Genomic DNA, 19,469 nt, shown 5'->3' with positions numbered 1-19,469 from the left:
CAATGGTTCCCGCCCAAGAATTTGTCGCTACATGAGAGTTGTGCCGCAATTCATCTGGCGCAGAGTCCGCGCAGCAATCAGTTCATCCAGCGTTCGCTCCGCGTCGGCCCGCGACCACCTGAGGGCGCGGCCGAGTTCGCGCGCGTTCGTCTCGACCATCGTGTCGACGAACTGGGTGGCGGCGAGCCTCTGCCTGTCCGGCAACGGAGGACCGGCCTGCAGAGAGAAGGCGCGCGTGGTCAGTTCGATGACGCCGCTGGCCCAGCCCGGCCCATCCTGGGCGGTGCCGAAGTTGGTCACCACCAGGGCGCGCCCGAGCTCGGTGAGGATGCGCTGGCTCGCCCGCGAGTCGAGGCCGTGGACCGAGCGCAGGGTGCGCATCGATGTCGGGCCGTGGTCGTGCAGGTGGCGCGCCACCCGGGTTGCGGTGTCGCTGAGCTCCACCGATTCGAAGTCGCTCTCGGCGCCGTCGCCGGGATAGAGGCACTGCAGCATCCGCGGCGACAGCAGGGACTGTCGCCCCATCAGGAATCGGCCGCACCAGGCTGCGCCCTCCACCGGGAACTGGTCCTTCCACGTCCAGACCCGTTCCAGGTCCTCCCCCCAACCCGCCGGCAGCATGGCGGCGTTCTCGTCTCGCGCCACCTCGCGCAATGACGGGAAGCTCGCCTTCGCATCACCGAACAGCAGCAGGATCCCGACGTCGTCCACGTATGCCGCCGCCTCGGCGGCGGTCCGGATGGGTGGTTGGTCCATGCCCCACCGGGCGAGACGCCGGGCCTCCAGCGACGCGTCGCGGTTGCTTGACATGGTGCCGTCGGCCACGGATTCTCCCGATCTTCGAGGATCTGCTGGGTCTCGTCACCAGGTGACGGCCGCATCCTGCCAGAGCTCCGGCGCCGGGATCTCGTCCGAACGATTCCACAACGCCAAGTAGAGCGACACCGGGGATCCGGTCAGCTCGACGTCGCCGTGCGGGTGCGACGTACGTCGGGTGACGGCGGGGTTCGTGCTCACCGCGACCTCCCAGCCGAGCTCCGTCCCCTCGGGACGTACGGCGATCGTCATCGGATCCGGCGAGCGCAGGCGTGACCTCTCGCGAGTCAGGAAACCGGTCAGCAACTCGTCGATCCCGTCGAGCGCGACCTCGTCGCTGATCCACGTGTCGGCGGCCTTCGGATAGCGGCCCAGCGCCGCCGAGAGCGCGTCGACCGCATGGATCGTGGTCTCGTGGCACTGCCGCCGGGCCCAGAACTCGCGCGCGGGCGGGGCGTCGTTGAGGAACACCGGCGCGGCCAGGTCGTCGGCCGCGACGCTGATCGCGGTGACCACCTCGATGGCGCCGTCACGCAGCCAGTCGAGCGGATCGATGGCAGCCTGGCCCTCGCGCTCGTAGCGTTCCGGCTCGGCCGGGTCGCCCCGCACCAACGCCGCGGCCCAGCGGTGCACCATGCCCTGGTGCACGACCAGCTTGCGCACCGTCCAGTCCGGAGTCGTCGGCACCGAGGCACGCAGGCCGGCACGGTCGGCGTACCGCGTGAAGGCGACCAGGGCGGCACGAAGTCCTTCGAGGTGCTGCGCCTGGGTGAGCTCGGTGGCCATGTCATCAGCGTCCCAGTTTCCGAAGGCCGGCGCGCGCGATTATTTCGCACCCGCGCAGCGACGACCCCTGCGTGGTCGTACCTCCCATTCGTCGCGGGCTCAGCGGTCGAGGAGCGCGCGGTACCTCTCGCGGTCGACGTTCATCTGCCAGCCGGGGTCGTCCGACGGCGGCTCCCAACCCCAGTCCTCACCCTGCTCGAACTTCAACGCACCCGATGCGATCTCGCGCAGGGTGGCGGCCAGCCAGGCAAGCTCGGTGGCCACCGAGTCGCGCCAGAGCATGAGCGACCGGAAGGCGTGAGGCGGGCCGTACTCAGGCCCGACGTGGCGCGGAGAAGGGAAGCCGTCGAGGGTCTCCTGGAGCACCCGCTTGCGCACCTCCAGGCTGTGCACGACCTGCGCCCGGTCGAGCAGGGGCAACATGGCGAAGGCGGTGTGGAAGGCGACCCGGTCGTAGGGGTCGACCTCCTCGAGCGCGCGCACCATCAGCTGCAACAGCTCGGCCCGGCCCTTCGTGGTGATCTCGTAGACCGCGACCTCACGGGTGCCGTCGACCAGGTCGTGGCGCTCGAGGTGGCCCTGACGCGCGAGCGTGGTCAGGCCGTTGTAGATCGACCCGGGGTTCACGTGCGCCCACTTGTCGATCTCCCACGAGACCAGCTCTCGGCGGATCTGGTAGCCGTTGATCGGCCCGAACATCGCCACTGCACCCAGCAGCAGCATGCGCGTCTCGGAGCCGGCCATGCGCCCGAGTGTAGGCACTCACCGCGGCCGCGCCACGTGTGCGGTGCCGTGGTCGCTCGCGCGGTGTCACAACGCGTGCGGAGCGACCACAACCCCGCCCTACATCCGGGGAGGGTCAGCTGACCGGCTTGCCGCTGATCGCGGCGGCCACGGCCTTGGGCACGTCGGGGTGGAAGACGCTGGGAATGATGAACGACGGGTGGATCTCCTCGTCGGTGACCACGTGGGCGATCGCCTCGGCCGCGCGCAGCAGCATCTCGGTGGTGACCTCGTCGGCACGGGCGTCGAGCAGCCCCCGGAAGACGCCGGGGAAGGCCAGCACGTTGTTGATCTGGTTCGGGTAGTCCGAGCGGCCCGAGGCCACCACGGCGGCGTACTTGGCGGCCTCGGCCGGGTCGACCTCGGGGTCCGGGTTGGCCAGGGCGAAGACGATCGAGCCCTCGTTCATCGTGCTGATCCACTCGGGCTTCAGCACACCCGGCCCCGAGACGCCGATGAAGACGTCGGCGCCGTCGAGCGCGGCCTGCAGGTCACCGCGCCGCAGGTGCGGGTTGGTGCGCGCGGCCAGATCGGCCTTGGCCGGTGAGAGCGCGGTGTCGTCGCGGCAGAGCAGGCCCTCGCGGTCCCACACGCTGACGTCCTTGGCTCCGCCGGCGAGGAGCAGCGTCACGATGGCCGAGCCGGCCGCGCCACCGCCGGCCACCACGATGCGGATGTCGCCGATCTGCTTGCCGACCACGCGCAGGGCGTTGGTCAACGCGGCGAGTACGACGATCGCGGTGCCGTGCTGGTCGTCGTGGAAGACCGGGATGTCGAGCGACTCGCGCAACCGTGCCTCGATCTCGAAGCACCGCGGGGCGGCGATGTCCTCGAGGTTGATGCCACCGAAGCCCGGGGCGATCATCTCGACCGCACGCACGATCTCGTCGGTGTCCTGGCTGGCCAGGCAGATCGGCCAGGCGTCGATGTTGGCGAACTTCTTGAACAGTGCGGCCTTGCCCTCCATCACCGGCAGGGCCGCGCCGGGCCCGATGTTGCCCAGACCGAGCACAGCGGAGCCGTCGGTGACCACGGCCACCGAGTTGCCCTTGATGGTCAGCCGCGAGACGTCGTCGGGGTTCTCGTAGATCGCCATCGACACCCGACCCACGCCGGGCGTGTAGGCCATCGACAGGTCGTCGCGGGTCTTCAGCGGAACCTTCGAGGTGACCTCGATCTTGCCGCCGAGGTGGATCAGGAAGGTGCGGTCGGAGACCTTGTGCACCTCGACGCCCTCAAGTGCGCGGACCTTCTCGACGAGTTCCTTCGAGTGCGCCTCGTCGCCTGCCGAGCAGGTCACGTCGACGACCAGCCGGTCGTGGCTGGACTCCGCGACGTCGATCGCGGTGACGACGCCGCCCGCCCGGGCGAGCTCGGTCGCGACCGTGCCCACCACTCCGTGGTCGGGCGCGGTGTAGAGGCGCATGGTGATCGAGTACGACGAAGCGGTGGCGGCCATGGGCAAAGAATCCTCCCGGTCGAGGGTTACCGGCAAGTCGCACGCTCACGGGTGGGCGAGGTCACACCACCAATGAATTGCACTCCACCCTCATGAAGTGCAAAACTGCACTTCATGAGCGAAAGTGCAGATCCCGCCGGGGCAACCACCCACGGCCTTGCGCTGCGCAAGATGACCACGGGCCACCGCATCACCGTGTGTGCGCAGCAGCTGACCGACCTCCACGGTTTCGACGGCTTCACGATGGACGAGCTCGCCGAGGCGGCCGGTGTCTCCCGCCGGACCCTGTTCAACTACTTCCCCGGCAAGCTCGACGCCGTGTTGGGCAACATGCCCGACGTCGACGAGGAAGTTCTCGCCGAGTTCACCCGAGGCGGCCCGGAGGGCAACCTGATCGATGACCTGTGCTCGATCCTCGTGCACATGGTCAGCACCAAGGAGTTCACCCGCGATGAAGCCGAGGTGGCCCGGCGGATCGTCAAGGCCAACCACCGTCTGATGGCCGCGGCCCACGAACGCTTCGAGGGTGTGGCCGAGAAGTTCGCCGCGCTGATCCTCGAGCGCGAGGGCAAGGAGTTCGGCGCCCGGCGCGCCCATCTCCTGATCTCGATGCTGGCCTGCCTCTACGGCGTGGCCCTCAACGACGTCCTCGCCAACGAGGACCGCGAGCTCGAGCTCGACGTGGCCTTCGTCGAAGCGCTCACCACCCTGCGCGACCTGCTCGCCTGACCCACCCGCTCCTCTCCCCACGCTGTTACATCCCGCCATCCCACGGGTCACATCCCGCCATCCCACGGGTCACATCCCGCCATCCCACCCACAGGAGCCACCACCATGGCAACGCTGCTCTACCGACTCGGCAAGACCGCCTACCGGCGCTGGCCGATCTTCCTCGCCGCCTGGCTGATCGCCATGGTGGGCGTGGCAGGTGTCGCCGCCACCATGTCCAAGCCGATGACTGACGCCTTCTCGATCCCGGGCATCCCGTCCGAGAAGGCCGCCGACCTGCAGCAGAAGCTGTTCCCCGATTCGGTGGACGCCTTCGACCAGGCCAGCGTCAGCGTCGTCGTCGCTGCACCCGAGGGCCACACCCTCAAGGAGCAGAAGTACGCCGACGCGGTCGACGCCCTGGTCACGGACCTGGCCGACAACCCGCAGATGCCCGACGCGACGAGCCCGACGGCACCGGTGAACCCGGTGGCCGCGATGGACGGCCAGCGCCAGCAGATGATCGACGCTGCCGTCGAGGGCGGCGCGTCGAAGGCGGAGGCCGCCACGAGCACCGACGCCCAGCTCGAGGGCATGGCGACGATGCTGCCGCTCAGCGACGACAGCCGCGTCGGCGTGATCACCTTCGACTTCGACGTCGAGACCCCGATGGACGTCAAGGTCGCCACCCAGGACGCCGTCAAGGACTCGATGGACAAGGCCCGCGACGCCGGCCTCACCGTCGAGGCCAACGGCGCCGGCATGAGCTCGATGGCCCCGCCCGGAGGCGCGTCCGAGCTGATCGGCATCGGCCTGGCCCTGCTCGTCCTGATCCTGACCTTCGGCTCGCTCGTCGGCGCCGGCCTGCCGATCGTCACCGCCATGTGGGGTGTCGGACTCGGGATCACCGGCATCACGGCGATGACCGCCTTCATGGACATCGGCTCCTCGACCCCGATGCTGGCCACGATGATCGGCCTCGCCGTCGGCATCGACTACGCGCTGTTCATCCTGGCCCGCTATCGAACCGAGCTGCACCACACCGAGGACCGTGAGGAAGCGGTCGGCATCTCGGTCGGAACCGCCGGCTCGGCCGTGGTCTTCGCCGGCCTCACCGTGCTGATCGCGCTGGCCGCCCTGGCCGTCGTACGCATCCCGTTCCTGACCGCCATGGGCCTCGCGGCCGCTGCCACGGTCCTGATCGCGGTGCTGGTCGCGCTGACCCTGCTCCCGGCCGTGCTCGGCCTGCTCAAGTCGAAGGCGTTCGGTGGCCGGGTGCGCAAGTACAACCCCAAGCGCGACGCCGACGGCAAGATCGTCAACAACGGTGTGCGCTGGGCCCGGCTCATGGGCAAGCGTCCGGTAGCGGTCGTGCTGCTCGTGGTCGTGGCACTCGGCGCCCTCGCCGTGCCGCTGAAGAACCTGCACCTCGCGTTCCCGACCGACAGCACCTCCTCGACCGACACCACGCAGCGCAAGGCCTCCGACCTGCTCACCGAGAACTTCGGTCCCGGCCGCGAAGCCCCGATGCTGCTCGTCGTCGACGCCACCGACGTCGCCGCCGACGCTCGCCAGCAGACGTTCGGCGACGTCGCCGAGTGGGCCAAGAAGGTCGGTGGCGACGAGGTCGTCAACGCCTCGGTCGCCCAGGTCAACGAGGACGGCACCGGCGCGATGGTCATGGTGATCCCGGCCTCCGGGCCCGACGAGGTTGCCACCGAGGACCTGCTCGCCGATCTGCGTGCCGGTCAGTCCGACATCGAGGAGCAGACCGGCGCGACCACGGGCGTCACCGGCCTGACCGCGATCACCGCAGACGTGTCCGAGCGGCTCGCCGACGCGCTGCCGATCTACCTCTCGGTCGTCATCGGTCTCGCGTTCATCCTGCTGATGCTGGTCTTCCGGTCGATCCTCGTCCCGCTGACCGCCACCCTGGGCTTCCTGCTCTCGGTGCTGGCCACCCTCGGCGCAACGGTCGCGGTCTTCCAGGAGGGCGCCTTCGGCATCATGGAGGGCCAGCCGATCGTGAGCTTCATGCCGATCTTCCTGATCGGAGTGGTCTTCGGGCTCGCGATGGACTACCAGGTCTTCCTGGTCACCCGCATCCGGGAAGCCCACGTGCACGGCGCCGACCCGCGCGAGTCCGTCATCGACGGCTTCCGCAACTCGGCCCGCGTCGTGGCCGCGGCCGCCGTCATCATGACCGCCGTCTTCGCCGCCTTCATGCTGCAGGACGACCCGATCATCAAGTCGATGGGCTTCGCGCTCGCCGTCGCGGTCATCTTCGACGCGTTCGTCGTACGCATGACGCTGATCCCCGCGGTGATGTACCTGCTCGGCGAGAAGGCCTGGTACCTGCCGAGGTGGTTGGACCGCATCCTGCCGAACGTGGACGTCGAGGGCGAGAACCTGCACCGCCCGCACCTGAAGCAGGACGTGCTCGACGGCGGCGACGAGGACCGCGAGCTGGTCAACGCCTGAGCCGGTCAGCGCCTTCCATGACAGGGCCGTTCCCGCACGACGCGGGGGCGGCCCTGTCGCGCGTCTACACCTACCCGCAGGTACGACGCAAAGTGGCGCCGGTCACAGTTCCCTAGCATGCTGGCCTGGATCTCGAGCCACCCATTCGAGCCCGGAAGGAACCGCCAGTGAGCACCCAGTCACCAGCCAGCCAACCCCCGTCAGCTCCGACCCAGCAGGCGATCGAGGCGAAGCGCGGGGCCTTCTCCTCGCGCAAGGTCTTCATCTTCGCCGCGATCGGATCGGCCGTCGGTCTGGGGAACATCTGGCGCTTCCCGATGGAGGCGTACGAGAACGGTGGCGGCGCGTTCATCCTGCCCTACATCATCGCGCTTCTGACCGCCGGAATTCCGTTCCTGCTGCTCGACTACGTGATGGGCCATCGCAGTCGCGGATCCGCACCCCTCGCCTTCGCCCGCACCCACTCCAAGACCGAGTGGCTGGGCTGGTGGCAGGTGGGCATCTGCTTCGTGATCGCGCTCTACTACGCCGCGATCCTCGCCTGGGCGCTTCGCTACACGATCTTCTCCACCAACAAGGGCTGGGGCGACGACCCCGACGCGTTCTTCGGTGGCGACTTCCTCCAGGCATCCGACCCGGCCAAGGGCCTGAGCACCGAGTTCGTGGCCGGCCTGCTGATCCCTCTGGTCATCGTCTGGATCGCGGTCGTGCTGATCATGGCGCTCGGCGTCCAGAAGGGCGTCGGTGCCACCTCGGTGATCTTCATCCCGGTGCTGGTGCTCGCCTTCCTGGCCCTGGTCGTCCGGTCGTTGTTCCTGCCCGGTGCCGGCGACGGCCTGAACGCGCTCTTCACCCCGGACTGGGCCGCACTGAGCGACACGGGCGTGTGGGCGGCGGCCTACTCCCAGATCTTCTTCTCGCTCTCCATCGGCTTCGGCATCATGATCACCTACTCCTCGTACGTCGGCCGCAAGACCGACATGACCGGCTCCGGCCTGGTGGTCGGCTTCGCGAACTCCAGCTTCGAGCTGCTCTGCGGCATCGGCGTCTTCTCAGCCCTCGGCTTCATGGCCCAGGCGCAGGGCGTCGACATCTCCGAGGTCGCCACCGGCGGCCCGGGACTGGCGTTCGTGGCCTTCCCGACGATCATCAACGAGGCGCCCGCCGGCGTCGTGATCGGTCTGCTCTTCTTCCTCTCCCTGATCCTGGCCGGCATCACGTCGCTGGTCAGCATCCTTGAGGTCGTCATCTCGGCCATCCGCGACAAGTTCGAGCTGTCCCGCCTTGGCGCCACCATGGCGGTCTGCGTGCCGGCCACGGTGATCAGCATCTTCTTCTTCTCCACGAAGAGCGCGTTGTCCGTGCTCGACATCGTCGACAACTTCATCAACAAGTTCGGCATCCTGCTGGTGGCCGTGGTGAGCATGGTGGTCCTGATCTGGATCGTCCGGGCACTGCCCGACTTCGTGGAGCACCTCAACGCCCACGGCTCGGTCCCGATCCGTGGCTGGTGGCCCGCGCTGATCGCCGTGATCACCCCGTTGGCACTCGCGTTCGTGCTGATCAATGACTTCACCGACACGGTCAAGACGAAGTACGGACTGCCCGACACCGACTATCCGGACTGGATGGTGGGCACCTTCGGCTGGGGCGTGGTCGCCGCCGTGATCATCAGCGGCGTGGTCGCCTCACTGGTGAAGTGGCGCCCCGAGACCAGCCTCGAGATCCCCGTTGCCGTTGACCAGACCGTGGAGGAGAACCGATGAGCACCGAGGCGATCGTCCTCATGATCCTGGCCATGGCGGTCATCTGGGGCGGTCTGCTCGCCGCCATCATCAACCTGTCCCGCTCCCCTGAGGACCGCAGCGAGCTCTGACCCGGTCATCACCAGTGGGCACCGCCGAAGGTTCGTCGGTGGTGGCCCGCCCCCGGAGGTGGCCGCCTGGGGCATGGCAGGCTCGTGCCATGCCCCAGGTGAACGCACGAGTCGTCGTACCGGTTGCTCCGGCGACGGCCTTCGCGGTGTCACAGACCACCGGCGAGCTGCGCCTGCGCTGGGACCCGTTCATCCGCGAACAGCACTTCCTGCACGGCGCCAACGCTCCCGACAAGGGGGTTCAGACCCTGACCAGGGCGCGGGTCGGGCCGACCATGATCAGCCAGTACGCGTCCTACCGGCCGCCGACCAGCGTCGGCATGACGATGGTGAAGGGTCCGTGGTTCTTCGCCTCGTTCGGCGGTGGCTGGCGGTTCAAGCCGACCGCGGACGGCAGCACCGAGGCGATCTGGAAGTACACCTACTCGGTCCGCCCCACATGGCTGCGTCTCGTCGCCGAGCCGATCGGTCAGTGGCTGCTGGGGCGTGAGATCCGAGCTCGCATCAACGCCTTCGCCAGGGCGTGCTCCGACCCGGAGATCATCGCCGCCGTCGACCACGACTGACGGATCAGCGAGGCGGGACCTTCCGGCCGCGTGCCTCGGCCGGCTGCTGGTGGCCGACCGGATTGGCGAACCCGCAGAGGATGACCCGCACCTTCTTGCCCCGGCAGATCATCAGGATGTCGTCGTCGTTGATCTCCATGACGTCACCACGCACCAGCAGCTGGCCGCCCTCGAGGTCCTCGATGAGGTCCTCCGGCTTGCACCGTACGACGTCCGTGGTGGCAAGCAGCTCGAGCACGTCGTGGCGGCGTACCCAGATCATCAGGGCGAACATCATCAGCACCGCGAGGTCGGCCAGGCCTGTCAGCAGCAGGGCCACGTCGCCCGGCGGCACCTGGCCCACGGTGCGGTTCGCGGACGGTTTGCCGACGAGATAGGTCACCTCGATGGTCTTGGTGTCCTTGGCGCCCAGGAACGTCGAACGGTCGACCTCCTCGGAGTACGTCTGCTCCTCGGGGTCCACGTCGCGGGGCAGGGTGAAGGTCACGAAGTAGCGGACACTGTCGCCGCCGCCGACCTGCTTGGCCTCGTCGACCGCCGCCGTGGTGGTCTGCCCGTCGGTGTCGAGGCGATGACTGGTCCACCACAGGTGACCCAGGGGCAGGTTGATCAGGAACAGGAGGACGACGACCGCGACCAGCGGCCACACCCGTGACGGCTTGGACATCCGGCCAAACTACAGGCCTGCGGCCGCACCCCACGTGCCGGCGAACACGAACTCGGACAGTGGCTTGCGCAGCCGGGGCCGCTGGTCCCGTTCGGCGAGCGACGGATCGGCGGTGGCCGGGTCGCCGTACGCACCGATGGCAACGGCCGTGGTGACCCGCCAGTGCGCAGGGAAGCCGAACTCGAGGGCGACCGCGTCGTGGTCGAAGCCGGCGAACTGGTGCGCGGTCAGGCCGAGCAGACCGGCCTCCACGGTCAGCATCGCCACCGCCTGACCGAGGTCGTACATCGCGTAGTCGGAGTAGGCCGGCGCGTCCTCCTCGGGGCCCGAGGCGACCTGGTGGGCGGTGACCAGGACCGCGCTCGCGGTCGGGACCCAGGAGCGGTTGCCGGCCGACAGATGCGCCACGAAGCGGCCGTGGGTCTGATCTCCGCGGCGGCCCACCAGAAAGCTCCACGGTTGGCTGTTGCCGGCCGACGGTGCCCACTGGGCGGCGCGGAACAGTCGCGCCAGGTCGGCGTCATCGAGGTCGTGGGCCGGATCGAAGACGCGGAGGCTGCGGCGGTTGCGCAGGACGTCGGACAGGTCACCGGTGGTCAGGGTGCTCATGTCGGCACAACCTCGCGACGCCGTGAGTGATTCCGCCGCGGCCACGGCGGGGCGTGGCCGATACAGTCAGCGCGTGTCCTGGCTGCTCACCTCCGTCGTGATGACCCTGCTCCTCGTCATCACCGTTCTCGCCATCGCCGCTGCGGCCTCCTCGCAGCTCAAGCCGCTGGAGCCGATCGCCCGCCACGGCATGACGGTCGGGCAGGTGTGCACCGGCGTGGTGGTGCTCGGCGCGGTGATCGGGCTGCTCAAGGGGCACGACCCCGATGAGCTGTGGATCAGCGTGGGCTACGGGGTGGCCGCTCTCGGCGTACCCGTGATGCTGTTGAACCGGCAGCCGGACGCCTCGGGTGAGCCGGTCGAGCCACCGCATCTCTACGTCGTTGCCGTCGCCGCGTTCGTCGCGATGGTGCTCGTGCTGAGGTTGCAGCAGACATGGTGAGGTCACCCGGGCGCCAGCTGCTGGTCGCCGTTTACGCGGTCTTCGCCGTCGCCGCGGGCGCACGGTCCGCGGTGCAGATCGCCACGAAGTTCGACGAGGCGCCGATCGCCTACACGCTCTCCGCCGTCGCCGCTGCCATCTACGTCATCGCGACTGTCGCCCTGCGCTACCAGGGCGAGCGGGCCACCCAGGTCGCGTTCACGGCCTGCTCGATCGAGCTGGTCGGGGTGCTCGGCGTCGGCGCGGTGACGGTCGCGGACCCGGACGCGTTCCCCGACGCCACCGTCTGGTCGGACTTCGGCATCGGCTACGGCTTCGTGCCGCTGGTGCTGCCGATCATCGGCTTGTGGTGGCTCTGGAAGCACGTCGCTCGCCCCACCACCTGAGCCGCAGGCCGAGGTCGACGCCGATCATCGCTCCCAGGGAGTTGGAGACCAGGTCGGACAGTGTCGCCGAGCGGTCCGGCAGGGCCGCCAGCTGCACGAACTCGATGGTGACGGTCGCGGCGATGCCGAGGAACACCCACTGCAGCGGGTTCACCCGCGGCCACAGCAGGACGCCGAACAGGGTCAGCGGCACGAACAACGCCACGTTGAGCGCGAACTCGATCACGGTTCCGGAGACGAACGTGATGCCGACCGACCCGAGCGCATCCACGAGCTCCTCGACGGCTCCCGAGGGGGTGTCCGGCTGGGGCCAGAACACGAGGTACGCCGCCACCGCCAGGTAGAGCCCGAAGGCGAGGAAGACGAGTCGGCGCACTCGATCCATTCTGCCTTGCGCAGTCCCGTCCGGCTCACGGACGGGGAAGGAAGACCCAGCTCTCGGTGCCGGGGTCGACGTCGGTGGCCCGGGTCAGGTCGCCCGCGGTGTCGAAGAGCAGCACCGCGCCCGGGTGATCCTCCTTGCCGGTTCCGGCGAAGACATGGGCCTCGATCGCCAGCGACGAGTCGTCGTTCCAGAGCACCTCGGTGTAGCCCAGCCCGTGGTCGCCGTGCAGGTCGACGGTGCTCACCACCGAGCCGTCGGACGCGTCGAGGATCGAGATCTTCAGCGGATCGGCCCGACCCGAGAACCCGACGACATACTGCCCGTCGGGACTGAAGGCACCCAGCATCCAGCCGTCCTTGTGCCAGATCTCGTCGCCGCTCCGGGCATCGACGACACGGGCCGTCGTCCCGTCGCCCGGTGCCTGACCGGCGATCCGGTCGTTGATCTGATCGGTGGACACCACCGACATCAACGAGTCGATGTCGCGCACGCTGCCGTTGAGGTCCGTCGCCTTCACAGTGGCGCCGTCTCCCTCGACGGACGCCTGGTAGACCAGCTCACCGGAGCCGACGTACCCGATCGGAACCACCCACGTCGCCTCACCGGTCTCCTGGACCGCACCGTCGCCCTCGCCCATGCCCGCGGCACCGGCCGAGTGCAGCTCGCCCACCTGCTTCTCGACATTCCAGGTCCACCAGGCCAGCTGCGTGCCGTCGTTGCTGATCGCGAACTCGCTGTTGCCGGGCACGGCGGAGACCTCGGCACCGGAACCGTCGTACTGCCGGATCGTCGAGTCGACGTGCTCGTCGGTGGGGTCGCTCTCGGCCACCATCCATCCGCCGTGGTAGCCGGCGAGCGAGGTGACGTCTGCCGTCGTGGCGGGTGCCGGGACCTCGTCCCCCTCGCGCAGGTGGATGGTGTCGCCGACGAGGTACTCGACCGCGAGCGAGTCACCCGTGGGCAGGTTCTCGAGTGCCTGCGTGGCCGCCGCCTTGTCGTCGGCCAGCTGGGTGTCCGGCGCCTTCGTCCGGTCAGGGCCCTGGGTCGTACGTCCGGCCGGGTCGGGTGAGCCGTCGTGCCGGGTGTCGTTGAGGACCAGCGTGGTGGGCACCGCGACGATCGCCAGGACGGCGGCCGCGGCGACGCCGGTGCCGATGCGACGGCGGCGCCGGATGCCCCTGGCCTCGCGCTGCATGGCGTCGAAGTCGAGCTGGGAGCCGGACATGACCTCACCGCGTTGCGACAGCGCGTGGCGCAGCTTGTCGTTGCCGTTGGTGTTCATGACTGCTCCTCGAGCTGGAATGCGGATCCGAGGCGGGTGCGGAGGGTGGCCATCGCACGGCTGGCCTGCGACTTGACCGTGCCGGGGCTGATTTCCAGTGTGGCCGCGATCTCGGCCTCCGAGAGATCCTCGTAGTAGCGCAGCACGATCACCGCCCGTTGCCTGGCCGGCAGTGCCTGCACCGCCTTCCAGAGAGCGGCGGCCTCCGTCGGGTCCGTCTGCGGGTCGACGTACCCGGTCTCGGGAAGCTCCTCGGTGACGTGCTCGCGCTTCTTCCACGGCCGCCGCCACAGCGAGTTGTGCTCGTTGATGATGATGCGGCGCACGTAGGCGTCGACGTTGCCGCGCTCGTGGACGCGGTCCCAGGCCAGGTAGAGCTTGGCGGCGGCGGTCTGGACGAGGTCCTCGGCGGTCTGCTTGTCACCCGAGACGAGGTACGCCGTGCGGAACAGCACGCCCTGGCGCGCGGTCATCCAGGCCGTGAACTCCTCGTCCCGAGACGATGCCACGTGGGTGCCCCCTTGTTGTCGTGCGTGCCTGCTCGGTCGTGCGGGTGTCCGGCCCGCGTGGGCAACGGCCATTGTCGTCTCCATGACTCACCTCCTCCACTCTCCACACGCAGGCAAGCCGAAACAGGTTGCAGCTTCTGCGGCACGCAGTCGATCATGGAGGCAGATCAGGCTCTGCCTGATGTCCTTCAGGGATCGGAGGGGGCGACCTTGATGCAGCCCCGGACGGCCGGCGCACTCGTGCTGGCGGCGGCCCTGCTGGCCGGGTGCAGCGACGGTGAAGCCTCGGACGCCGACTCGTCGCCCACCACCAGTCGACCGGCCGACGCCACGCGTGACGAACCCGGCGTCAGGGTCCCGGCGAGCGTTCCGAAGCGCTGGGCCTCCGCGGCCAACGAGACCGTGGAGGACTCGGTCTACCCGCAGTACGGCGACCCGTTGGTGGACGCGCTGCACTACGACCTCCGACTCACCTGGGCCCCCGACCAGACGACGCTGACCGGCGTCGAGACCCTGACCTTCCGCGCCACGGCAGACGCGTCGAAGGTGACCCTCGACCTCTCGGACGCACTGACGGTCAGCCGCGTCGAGCTCGACGGCAAGCGAGCCGTCGCCAGCCAGCACGGCGACCAGCTGCAGGTCGGTGCCCGTGTCGTCACGGACTCGGTGCACACCCTGCGGATCAGGTACGCCGGCACGCCGCGCAGCGGGGGCTCGACGTTCCGAGGGGACATCGGGGTCCAGCTCGGCCCGGGCAACGAGCTCGGCACCTCCCAGGAGCCGTACGGCGCGTTCACGTGGTACGCCGTCAACGACCAGCCCGGCGACAAGGCGTTCTACGACTTCACCCTCGACGTCCCTGCACCGTGGAGGGGAGTGGCCAACGGAGAACTCGTGCGAACCACCACGACGGACGGGATGACCCGCACCCGCTGGCACCTGGGCTCCCCCGCGTCGTCGTACCTCACCACGTTCGGCTTCGGCGACTACCGGCACAAGCGCCTGGGCCGGGTCGACGGCGTACCGGTCAGCGTGTGGAGCCCCCGCGCCAACGGCAACGAGCAGGCGGGCCTCGACTACGGGGACGACGCACTGCGCTGGGCGGTCGATCGGCTCGGGCCCTACCCGTTCGGCTCGCTGGGGTTCCTGGTCACCACGGGCGTCGAGGCCGGCATGGAGACCCAGACCATGATCACCTTCGGGGACGTCAAGATCGGCGAGGATTTCCGGGCCGTGATCGTGCACGAGGTCGTGCACCAGTGGTACGGCGACCTGGTCACGCCCGCCGACTGGAGCGACGTGTGGATGAACGAGGGGATGGCCTACTACCTGCAGAAGGTGTGGGAGTCCGAGAACGGGGGTGCACCGCTCAACGAGTCGATGGGCTCGATGTTCGCCTCGGCCCAGGAGTCGCGCCGGCAGTCGGGGCCGCCCGGCGACTACAGCCCGGAGCGCTTCGCCGACATCAACGTCTACGACAGCCCGGCGCTGATGTGGCACGCCCTGCGCAGCGAGCTCGGCGACGAGACGTTCTGGCGGCTGGTGCGGGAGTGGCCGCAGCAGCACCGTTTCGCCAGCGTGACTCGTGACGAGCTGGTGAACTGGTGGAGCCAGGAGAGCGGGCAGGACCTCACGTCGTTCTTCGAGGACTGGCTCGAAGATCCCGAGCTGCCTTCCCCCTGATGTCGCGGTGCCCGTCACGCCGAACTGCCCCTCACGCCGAACTGCCCCTCACGCCGAACTGCCGGTGAGACGGGGTCGACCTACGCAGCGTTGCGTACGGCGGTTACGCCTCGACGCTGACGCGTGTCGGGCCTGATCCGGCGAGCCTTGAGGCATCGTCAATCAAGGAGGAACACCATGCTGAACGCACTCGTCATGTCCGCCGACCGCTGGGACGGCGACGCCCCGGCCTTCTGGCCCATCTTCCCGATCTTCTGGTTCCTGATGATCGTCACCTTCGCCTACCTGGTGATCCGCTGGGGTCGCCGCAACCGGGCGCAGTGCGGACCGATGTCGGGCCAGTCGCGCCTCGCCGAGCGGTTCGCGGCCGGCGAGATCGACGAAGAGGAGTACCGCGCGAAGCGGGCCGTGCTGCAGGAGAAGTGAACCGGCGGACCGTGGGACAGGTAAGCACCCGTACGACGGCAGCGACCCACGCTCAACCGGGTAGATTCCAGCGCCACTTACCTGTCCCACGGTCCGTTGCCCTGTCTGGGGCGAGTCCGCAGGTGCCGCCTGCCCGCCGCCCGCCGACCCCGGCTCACGGAGCTGACCGCGCCCGGCGCCGCACCCCGGCGCACTCGGTATGACAGCCCAGAACGATGTCGGAACCAAGATCTAACGTGCCCTGTATGACGATTCTCGGGACCACCCTCATTCGAATGATGTCGCGAGCACGTGGACAACGGAAGGAGTGCCCTGCTCCTTTGATGCCACTGCCACTGCTCACGAGGCGCCTGGTCCACATCTACAGGGGCGACTTCCTCATGGACACCAGTCAACACGCCGGACGGCGGCATCGACCGACCACTGCATGGTTCTTCTACGCCATCAGCGCCGCCGCCGGCGCGATCTGGAGTCTTGCCCACGCCGACAGGTCCACCTATTGGCTCCTCGTCGGGATACCTCTCGCCTCGAGCGCAGCCCTCGCCCTCCTGGCTGCCACCTTCACGATCTTCACCGCCATGAATCGCCTCGATCTCATCGTCAAGCTGGTGCGGTTGGGGCGTAGTGCCACCGCTGTCATCGACTCCGCTGGAAACGCGCTCGCCGCCTTCTCGGCTGCTTGCGGAATCGCCGTTGCCCTCTATGCCACTCATCTCAACGGCACCCACGACACCAGTGCCCTGCGCGCCGCGGCGTTCAGCTTCGCCTACATGGCCGCGGGTGTGAGCCTCGCCACGAACAGCGTCATTGCACGACCTATGTTCAGCGTCGTGCGCGGGCGACCACGCACTGTTGCCCACATCCTTGCCGCTGGCACCCGTGTGCTCATCGTGGTCTCTTTGTTCACCTCAATCACGGTGCTGATCACTCCCGGAACGAGCGCCTGGATCACCATTGCTGCCGGCCTTCTCCTGACCAGCATCGGATGGGAGGTTGCCAGACATGCTGGCGCGGAGCACGCGGTGCGACGATTCCTCGAAGCTGCAACTGCAGTGCAGAGTGCAGCAACGCTGCCTGACGGGGATCTGGTCGGCGCCCTTGCCGCCCTCGAGAACGCGGGCCTCACGCGAGCTCGGGGCCGGGGCCTCGTTGTCGAGTCTGAAGTGATGATGATCGTAAGGACCTGCATCGAGCGGCTCGACCCACATGAACTACGGACCTATCCACCCGGGACGGGTATGGCTGACCTGCAGAAGGCTTTCACACAGCAGGACGAAGAGGGCCTGCGAGACGACATAGGACGGTTCGTCACGTCCCTACGCCAGGCGATAGTGCTGCGGGTGCCCCTTGTCCAGGGGAACATCTGGAACCTCCCTCTCCCACTGTCCTCTGAGGCTTGAATGGAGGGTGGAGCAAGAGTGAATATCCACCATTGTGTTGCTTTCTTGGACCGAATGCAACACAATGGAGGCGGGGATGGTCTTCGACCAGATCGAGTGGGGCGAGCGCAACGTGGACCGCGCGACCAGACGAATCACTGCTCAAGAAGTCGAGCAGGCCATTGGGAACGCAGACCACCTGTTCCCCCACTGTGAGCATGACGACCGAGCACTGATCCGGTCGATGACCGATGGTGGGAAGCCGATCGTGGTCATCGTCCAGGTCCTGGCCCACGGAGTTCGACCGATCACCGGATGGGAGGCATGAGCATGACGAAGAGACTCGGTGAAGCACTGGCACAGCACTACAACAGGACCGAGGACTTGTCCTGCTTCGACGAGGACAACCCGGTTCCCGTCACGGTCACACGCTCGGTCACGATCTCGGTCCGGTTCTCCGCCGAGGAGATCGCCGAGTTGCGGGCCCGCGCAGACGCGGAAGGCACCAAGGTGACTTCCTACATCCGCGACGCCGCCCTCGCGGCCTCACGGCCTGTCGACCTCGATGAACTCGGCGCACTCGCCCGAGGACTGGAGCAGCAGGCCCACCGGGTCTCGCAGATCCTGACGCGCAAGGCTTGACCGTCTGAGTCGTACGTCGACCCCGGCTCACGATCTGACCGCCTTCGGCGCCGCCAACCGGCCGAAATGCGAGAAGGCCCCGGGGAGACCGGGGCCTTCTGTCATCACGTGCGCGAGGGGGGAGTTGAACCCCCACGTCCTTTCGGACACACGGACCTGAACCGTGCGCGTCTGCCTATTCCGCCACTCGCGCGTGAAGCGGGCCAAGGTTATCCCAGCAACGAGGAATCGCCCAAACCGCGGTGCCAATCGTCGGGCCGGTGACCCGCACCCCGATACGATCGGGCGCAGCCGTCAGACTGTGTCATTCACGCGCGCCTGACGACGCACCCGGCCCGCGCCCCACCCGGCGCCCGAACAGCACGACGGAGAGGAGGCACCGATGGGTGGACTGCAGCGCTTCGAGAACAAGCTCGAGCAGATGATCTCCGGTGTCTTCGCGCGGGCCTTCCGCAGTGCCGTGCAGCCGGTCGAGATCTCCGCCGCCCTGCAGCGCGAGGTCGACAACAACGCCCAGATCCTCAGCCGTGACCGGCGCCTGGTGCCCAACAGCTTCCACGTCGAGCTCAGCCCTCCCGACCTGGAGCGGCTCTCGCCCTACGACTCCACCCTGGCCACCGAGCTGACCAACTCCTTGCGCGAGCACGCCGACCACCAGAGCTACGTCTTCCCCGGCCCGGTGAAGATCGAGTTCGAACAGGCCGACGACCTGACCACCGGACGGTTCCGGGTGCGCAGCACGGCGCAGGCCAAGGTCACCACCAATGCCACCGACACCCAGGTCGGGCGCGCCACCGTGGTGATCGAGGTCAACGGCGTGCGTCACCCGCTGAACCCGCCGGGTCTGGTCGTGGGCCGCGGCACCGAGGCCGGCCTGCGGATCAACGATCCCGGCATCAGCCGCCAGCACATCGAGTTCCAGATCAACAGCGGCCGCTTCCAGCGGGGCAGCAGCCCCGAGCTGAGCGTGCGCGACCTCGGCTCGACCAACGGCATGCAGGTCGACGGCCACCAGGTGGGCGAGGCCGCCCTCTACAACGGTTCCACGGTCAAGATCGGCAACACGACGCTGGTGGTCCGGGTCGTCGACGAACAGGAGCAGGCCGTTGAGTGAGTTGACCTTGTTCCTGATCCGCTTCGCCTACCTGGCGATCCTCTGGATCTTCGTCCTCTCCGCGATCAGCGTGATCCGCACCGACATGTTCGGTGCCCGCATGCCCAGTCCCGCGGCGCGTCAGGGCGGTGGCCGGGCACCCAAGGCGCCCAAGGCGCCCCCGCGCCGCCGTGGGTCGCCGACCCACGTCGCAGTCGTCGAGGGCTCCAACGCCGGTGAGCGCGCCGACCTGGCCGAGGCACCCATCCTGATCGGGCGCGGCCCCGACGCGGCGATCCGGCTCGACGACGACTACGTCTCGACCCGCCACGCACGCATCGCGGCCTCCGGCGACGAGTGGTTCGTCGAGGACCTCGGCTCCACCAACGGCACCTACGTCGGCTCGGCGCGCATCACCCAGCCGACGACTCTGGCACTCGGCACACAGGTCCGCATCGGCAAGACGATCCTCGAGTTGAGGAAGTAGACGC

23 protein-coding genes and 1 tRNA gene are annotated in these 19,469 nt (G+C 68.4%); 14 read left to right on the top strand and 10 right to left on the bottom strand.

Annotated features, from left to right (window positions below; all coding sequences use genetic code 11):
* Positions 1–27 precede the first annotated feature (27 nt).
* The 4 genes from NJ4_RS03465 to NJ4_RS03450 form a co-directional block, all read right to left on the bottom strand.
* Entirely contained in the window at positions 28–825 is a 798-nt protein-coding gene (locus NJ4_RS03465; protein ID WP_067430233.1) for an AlkZ-related protein, read from the bottom strand.
* Between the two features lie 36 nt (positions 826–861).
* Entirely contained in the window at positions 862–1,602 is a 741-nt protein-coding gene (locus NJ4_RS03460) for a maleylpyruvate isomerase family mycothiol-dependent enzyme (RefSeq protein ID WP_067430230.1), read from the bottom strand.
* 99 nt (positions 1,603–1,701) lie between these two features.
* Complete coding sequence (locus NJ4_RS03455) at positions 1,702–2,346, bottom strand: PadR family transcriptional regulator (protein WP_245644433.1); 645 nt, start codon at positions 2,344–2,346, stop codon at positions 1,702–1,704.
* 115 nt (positions 2,347–2,461) lie between these two features.
* On the bottom strand, positions 2,462–3,844 hold the full coding sequence (locus NJ4_RS03450) for an NAD-dependent malic enzyme (protein WP_067430227.1): 1,383 nt from the start codon (positions 3,842–3,844) through the stop codon (positions 2,462–2,464).
* A 114-nt stretch (positions 3,845–3,958) separates the two neighbouring features.
* On the opposite strand from NJ4_RS03450, the gene NJ4_RS03445 reads away from it, so the two are divergent.
* From NJ4_RS03445 to NJ4_RS03430, 5 genes are all read left to right on the top strand, one after another.
* On the top strand, positions 3,959–4,573 hold the full coding sequence (locus NJ4_RS03445; RefSeq protein ID WP_067430224.1) for a TetR/AcrR family transcriptional regulator: 615 nt from the start codon (positions 3,959–3,961) through the stop codon (positions 4,571–4,573).
* 105 nt (positions 4,574–4,678) lie between these two features.
* Positions 4,679–7,033 (top strand): MMPL family transporter, encoded by a 2,355-nt coding sequence (locus NJ4_RS03440; RefSeq protein ID WP_067430222.1) that lies wholly within the window; start codon positions 4,679–4,681, stop codon positions 7,031–7,033.
* 167 nt (positions 7,034–7,200) lie between these two features.
* Positions 7,201–8,799 carry a sodium-dependent transporter gene (locus tag NJ4_RS03435; protein WP_082748142.1) on the top strand — a complete coding sequence of 533 codons (1,599 nt, stop codon included), beginning with the start codon at positions 7,201–7,203 and terminating at the stop codon, positions 8,797–8,799.
* Positions 8,796–8,909: a methionine/alanine import family NSS transporter small subunit gene (locus NJ4_RS24980; RefSeq protein ID WP_082748141.1), complete on the top strand. Its 114-nt coding sequence runs from the start codon at positions 8,796–8,798 to the stop codon at positions 8,907–8,909. Before NJ4_RS03435 ends, NJ4_RS24980 begins: the two co-directional genes overlap by 4 nt.
* Before the next feature lie 89 nt (positions 8,910–8,998).
* Positions 8,999–9,475 (top strand): SRPBCC family protein, encoded by a 477-nt coding sequence (locus NJ4_RS03430; protein ID WP_067430219.1) that lies wholly within the window; start codon positions 8,999–9,001, stop codon positions 9,473–9,475.
* Positions 9,476–9,479: 4 nt separating this feature from the next.
* Here NJ4_RS03430 and NJ4_RS03425 read toward each other — a convergent pair whose 3' ends face one another.
* Both NJ4_RS03425 and NJ4_RS03420 read right to left on the bottom strand, forming a co-directional pair.
* A complete protein-coding gene (locus NJ4_RS03425) occupies positions 9,480–10,142 on the bottom strand; it encodes a hypothetical protein (RefSeq protein WP_067430216.1) in 663 nt (220 codons plus the stop codon).
* Positions 10,143–10,151: 9 nt separating this feature from the next.
* A complete protein-coding gene (locus tag NJ4_RS03420; protein ID WP_067430212.1) occupies positions 10,152–10,751 on the bottom strand; it encodes a nitroreductase family protein in 600 nt (199 codons plus the stop codon).
* A 73-nt stretch (positions 10,752–10,824) separates the two neighbouring features.
* On the opposite strand from NJ4_RS03420, the gene NJ4_RS03415 reads away from it, so the two are divergent.
* Complete coding sequence (locus NJ4_RS03415; protein ID WP_067430209.1) at positions 10,825–11,193, top strand: hypothetical protein; 369 nt, start codon at positions 10,825–10,827, stop codon at positions 11,191–11,193.
* A complete protein-coding gene (locus tag NJ4_RS03410; RefSeq protein WP_067430206.1) occupies positions 11,187–11,579 on the top strand; it encodes a hypothetical protein in 393 nt (130 codons plus the stop codon). Before NJ4_RS03415 ends, NJ4_RS03410 begins: the two co-directional genes overlap by 7 nt.
* Here NJ4_RS03410 and NJ4_RS03405 read toward each other — a convergent pair.
* Genes NJ4_RS03405 through NJ4_RS03395 form a run of 3 tightly spaced genes read right to left on the bottom strand, consistent with a single transcriptional unit; the run spans position 11,530 to position 13,755 of the window.
* Positions 11,530–11,955 (bottom strand): VanZ family protein, encoded by a 426-nt coding sequence (locus NJ4_RS03405; RefSeq protein WP_169799209.1) that lies wholly within the window; start codon positions 11,953–11,955, stop codon positions 11,530–11,532. The genes NJ4_RS03410 and NJ4_RS03405 overlap by 50 nt on opposite strands.
* Before the next feature lie 34 nt (positions 11,956–11,989).
* A complete protein-coding gene (locus NJ4_RS03400; protein WP_067430200.1) occupies positions 11,990–13,246 on the bottom strand; it encodes a hypothetical protein in 1,257 nt (418 codons plus the stop codon).
* Positions 13,243–13,755, bottom strand: coding sequence for a SigE family RNA polymerase sigma factor (locus tag NJ4_RS03395; protein ID WP_245644432.1), 513 nt, complete (start codon positions 13,753–13,755; stop codon positions 13,243–13,245). Before NJ4_RS03395 ends, NJ4_RS03400 begins: the two co-directional genes overlap by 4 nt.
* 213 nt (positions 13,756–13,968) lie before the next feature.
* Here NJ4_RS03395 and NJ4_RS03390 point away from each other — a divergent pair, with 213 nt between their 5' ends.
* From NJ4_RS03390 to NJ4_RS03370, 5 genes are all read left to right on the top strand, one after another.
* Positions 13,969–15,438 carry a M1 family metallopeptidase gene (locus NJ4_RS03390; protein ID WP_067430197.1) on the top strand — a complete coding sequence of 490 codons (1,470 nt, stop codon included), beginning with the start codon at positions 13,969–13,971 and terminating at the stop codon, positions 15,436–15,438.
* A 177-nt stretch (positions 15,439–15,615) separates the two neighbouring features.
* On the top strand, positions 15,616–15,864 hold the full coding sequence (locus NJ4_RS03385) for an SHOCT domain-containing protein (RefSeq protein WP_067430193.1): 249 nt from the start codon (positions 15,616–15,618) through the stop codon (positions 15,862–15,864).
* A 380-nt stretch (positions 15,865–16,244) separates the two neighbouring features.
* Complete coding sequence (locus NJ4_RS03380; RefSeq protein ID WP_157550658.1) at positions 16,245–17,264, top strand: hypothetical protein; 1,020 nt, start codon at positions 16,245–16,247, stop codon at positions 17,262–17,264.
* A 76-nt stretch (positions 17,265–17,340) separates the two neighbouring features.
* Positions 17,341–17,571 carry a hypothetical protein gene (locus tag NJ4_RS03375; protein ID WP_067430187.1) on the top strand — a complete coding sequence of 77 codons (231 nt, stop codon included), beginning with the start codon at positions 17,341–17,343 and terminating at the stop codon, positions 17,569–17,571.
* A 2-nt stretch (positions 17,572–17,573) separates the two neighbouring features.
* A complete protein-coding gene (locus tag NJ4_RS03370; RefSeq protein ID WP_067430184.1) occupies positions 17,574–17,885 on the top strand; it encodes a plasmid mobilization protein in 312 nt (103 codons plus the stop codon).
* Between the two features lie 109 nt (positions 17,886–17,994).
* On the opposite strand, the gene NJ4_RS03365 is transcribed toward NJ4_RS03370, so the two are convergent.
* A tRNA-Leu gene (locus NJ4_RS03365) sits at positions 17,995–18,078 on the bottom strand.
* A gap of 189 nt (positions 18,079–18,267) precedes the next feature.
* Here NJ4_RS03365 and NJ4_RS03360 point away from each other — a divergent pair.
* Positions 18,268–18,999 (top strand): FhaA domain-containing protein, encoded by a 732-nt coding sequence (locus tag NJ4_RS03360; protein ID WP_067430181.1) that lies wholly within the window; start codon positions 18,268–18,270, stop codon positions 18,997–18,999.
* The gene (locus NJ4_RS03355) at positions 18,992–19,465 is read left to right on the top strand and encodes an FHA domain-containing protein FhaB/FipA (RefSeq protein ID WP_067430179.1); all 474 of its coding nucleotides are present in this window, start codon (positions 18,992–18,994) and stop codon (positions 19,463–19,465) included. The genes NJ4_RS03360 and NJ4_RS03355 overlap by 8 nt, the downstream gene beginning before the upstream one ends.
* Positions 19,466–19,469 lie beyond the last annotated feature (4 nt).

Source organism: Nocardioides jensenii JCM 1364 = NBRC 14755, assembly GCF_001552535.1.
In the GTDB taxonomy this organism is placed as follows: domain Bacteria; phylum Actinomycetota; class Actinomycetes; order Propionibacteriales; family Nocardioidaceae; genus Nocardioides; species Nocardioides jensenii.
This window is presented reverse-complemented; position numbering and strand designations above follow the sequence as displayed.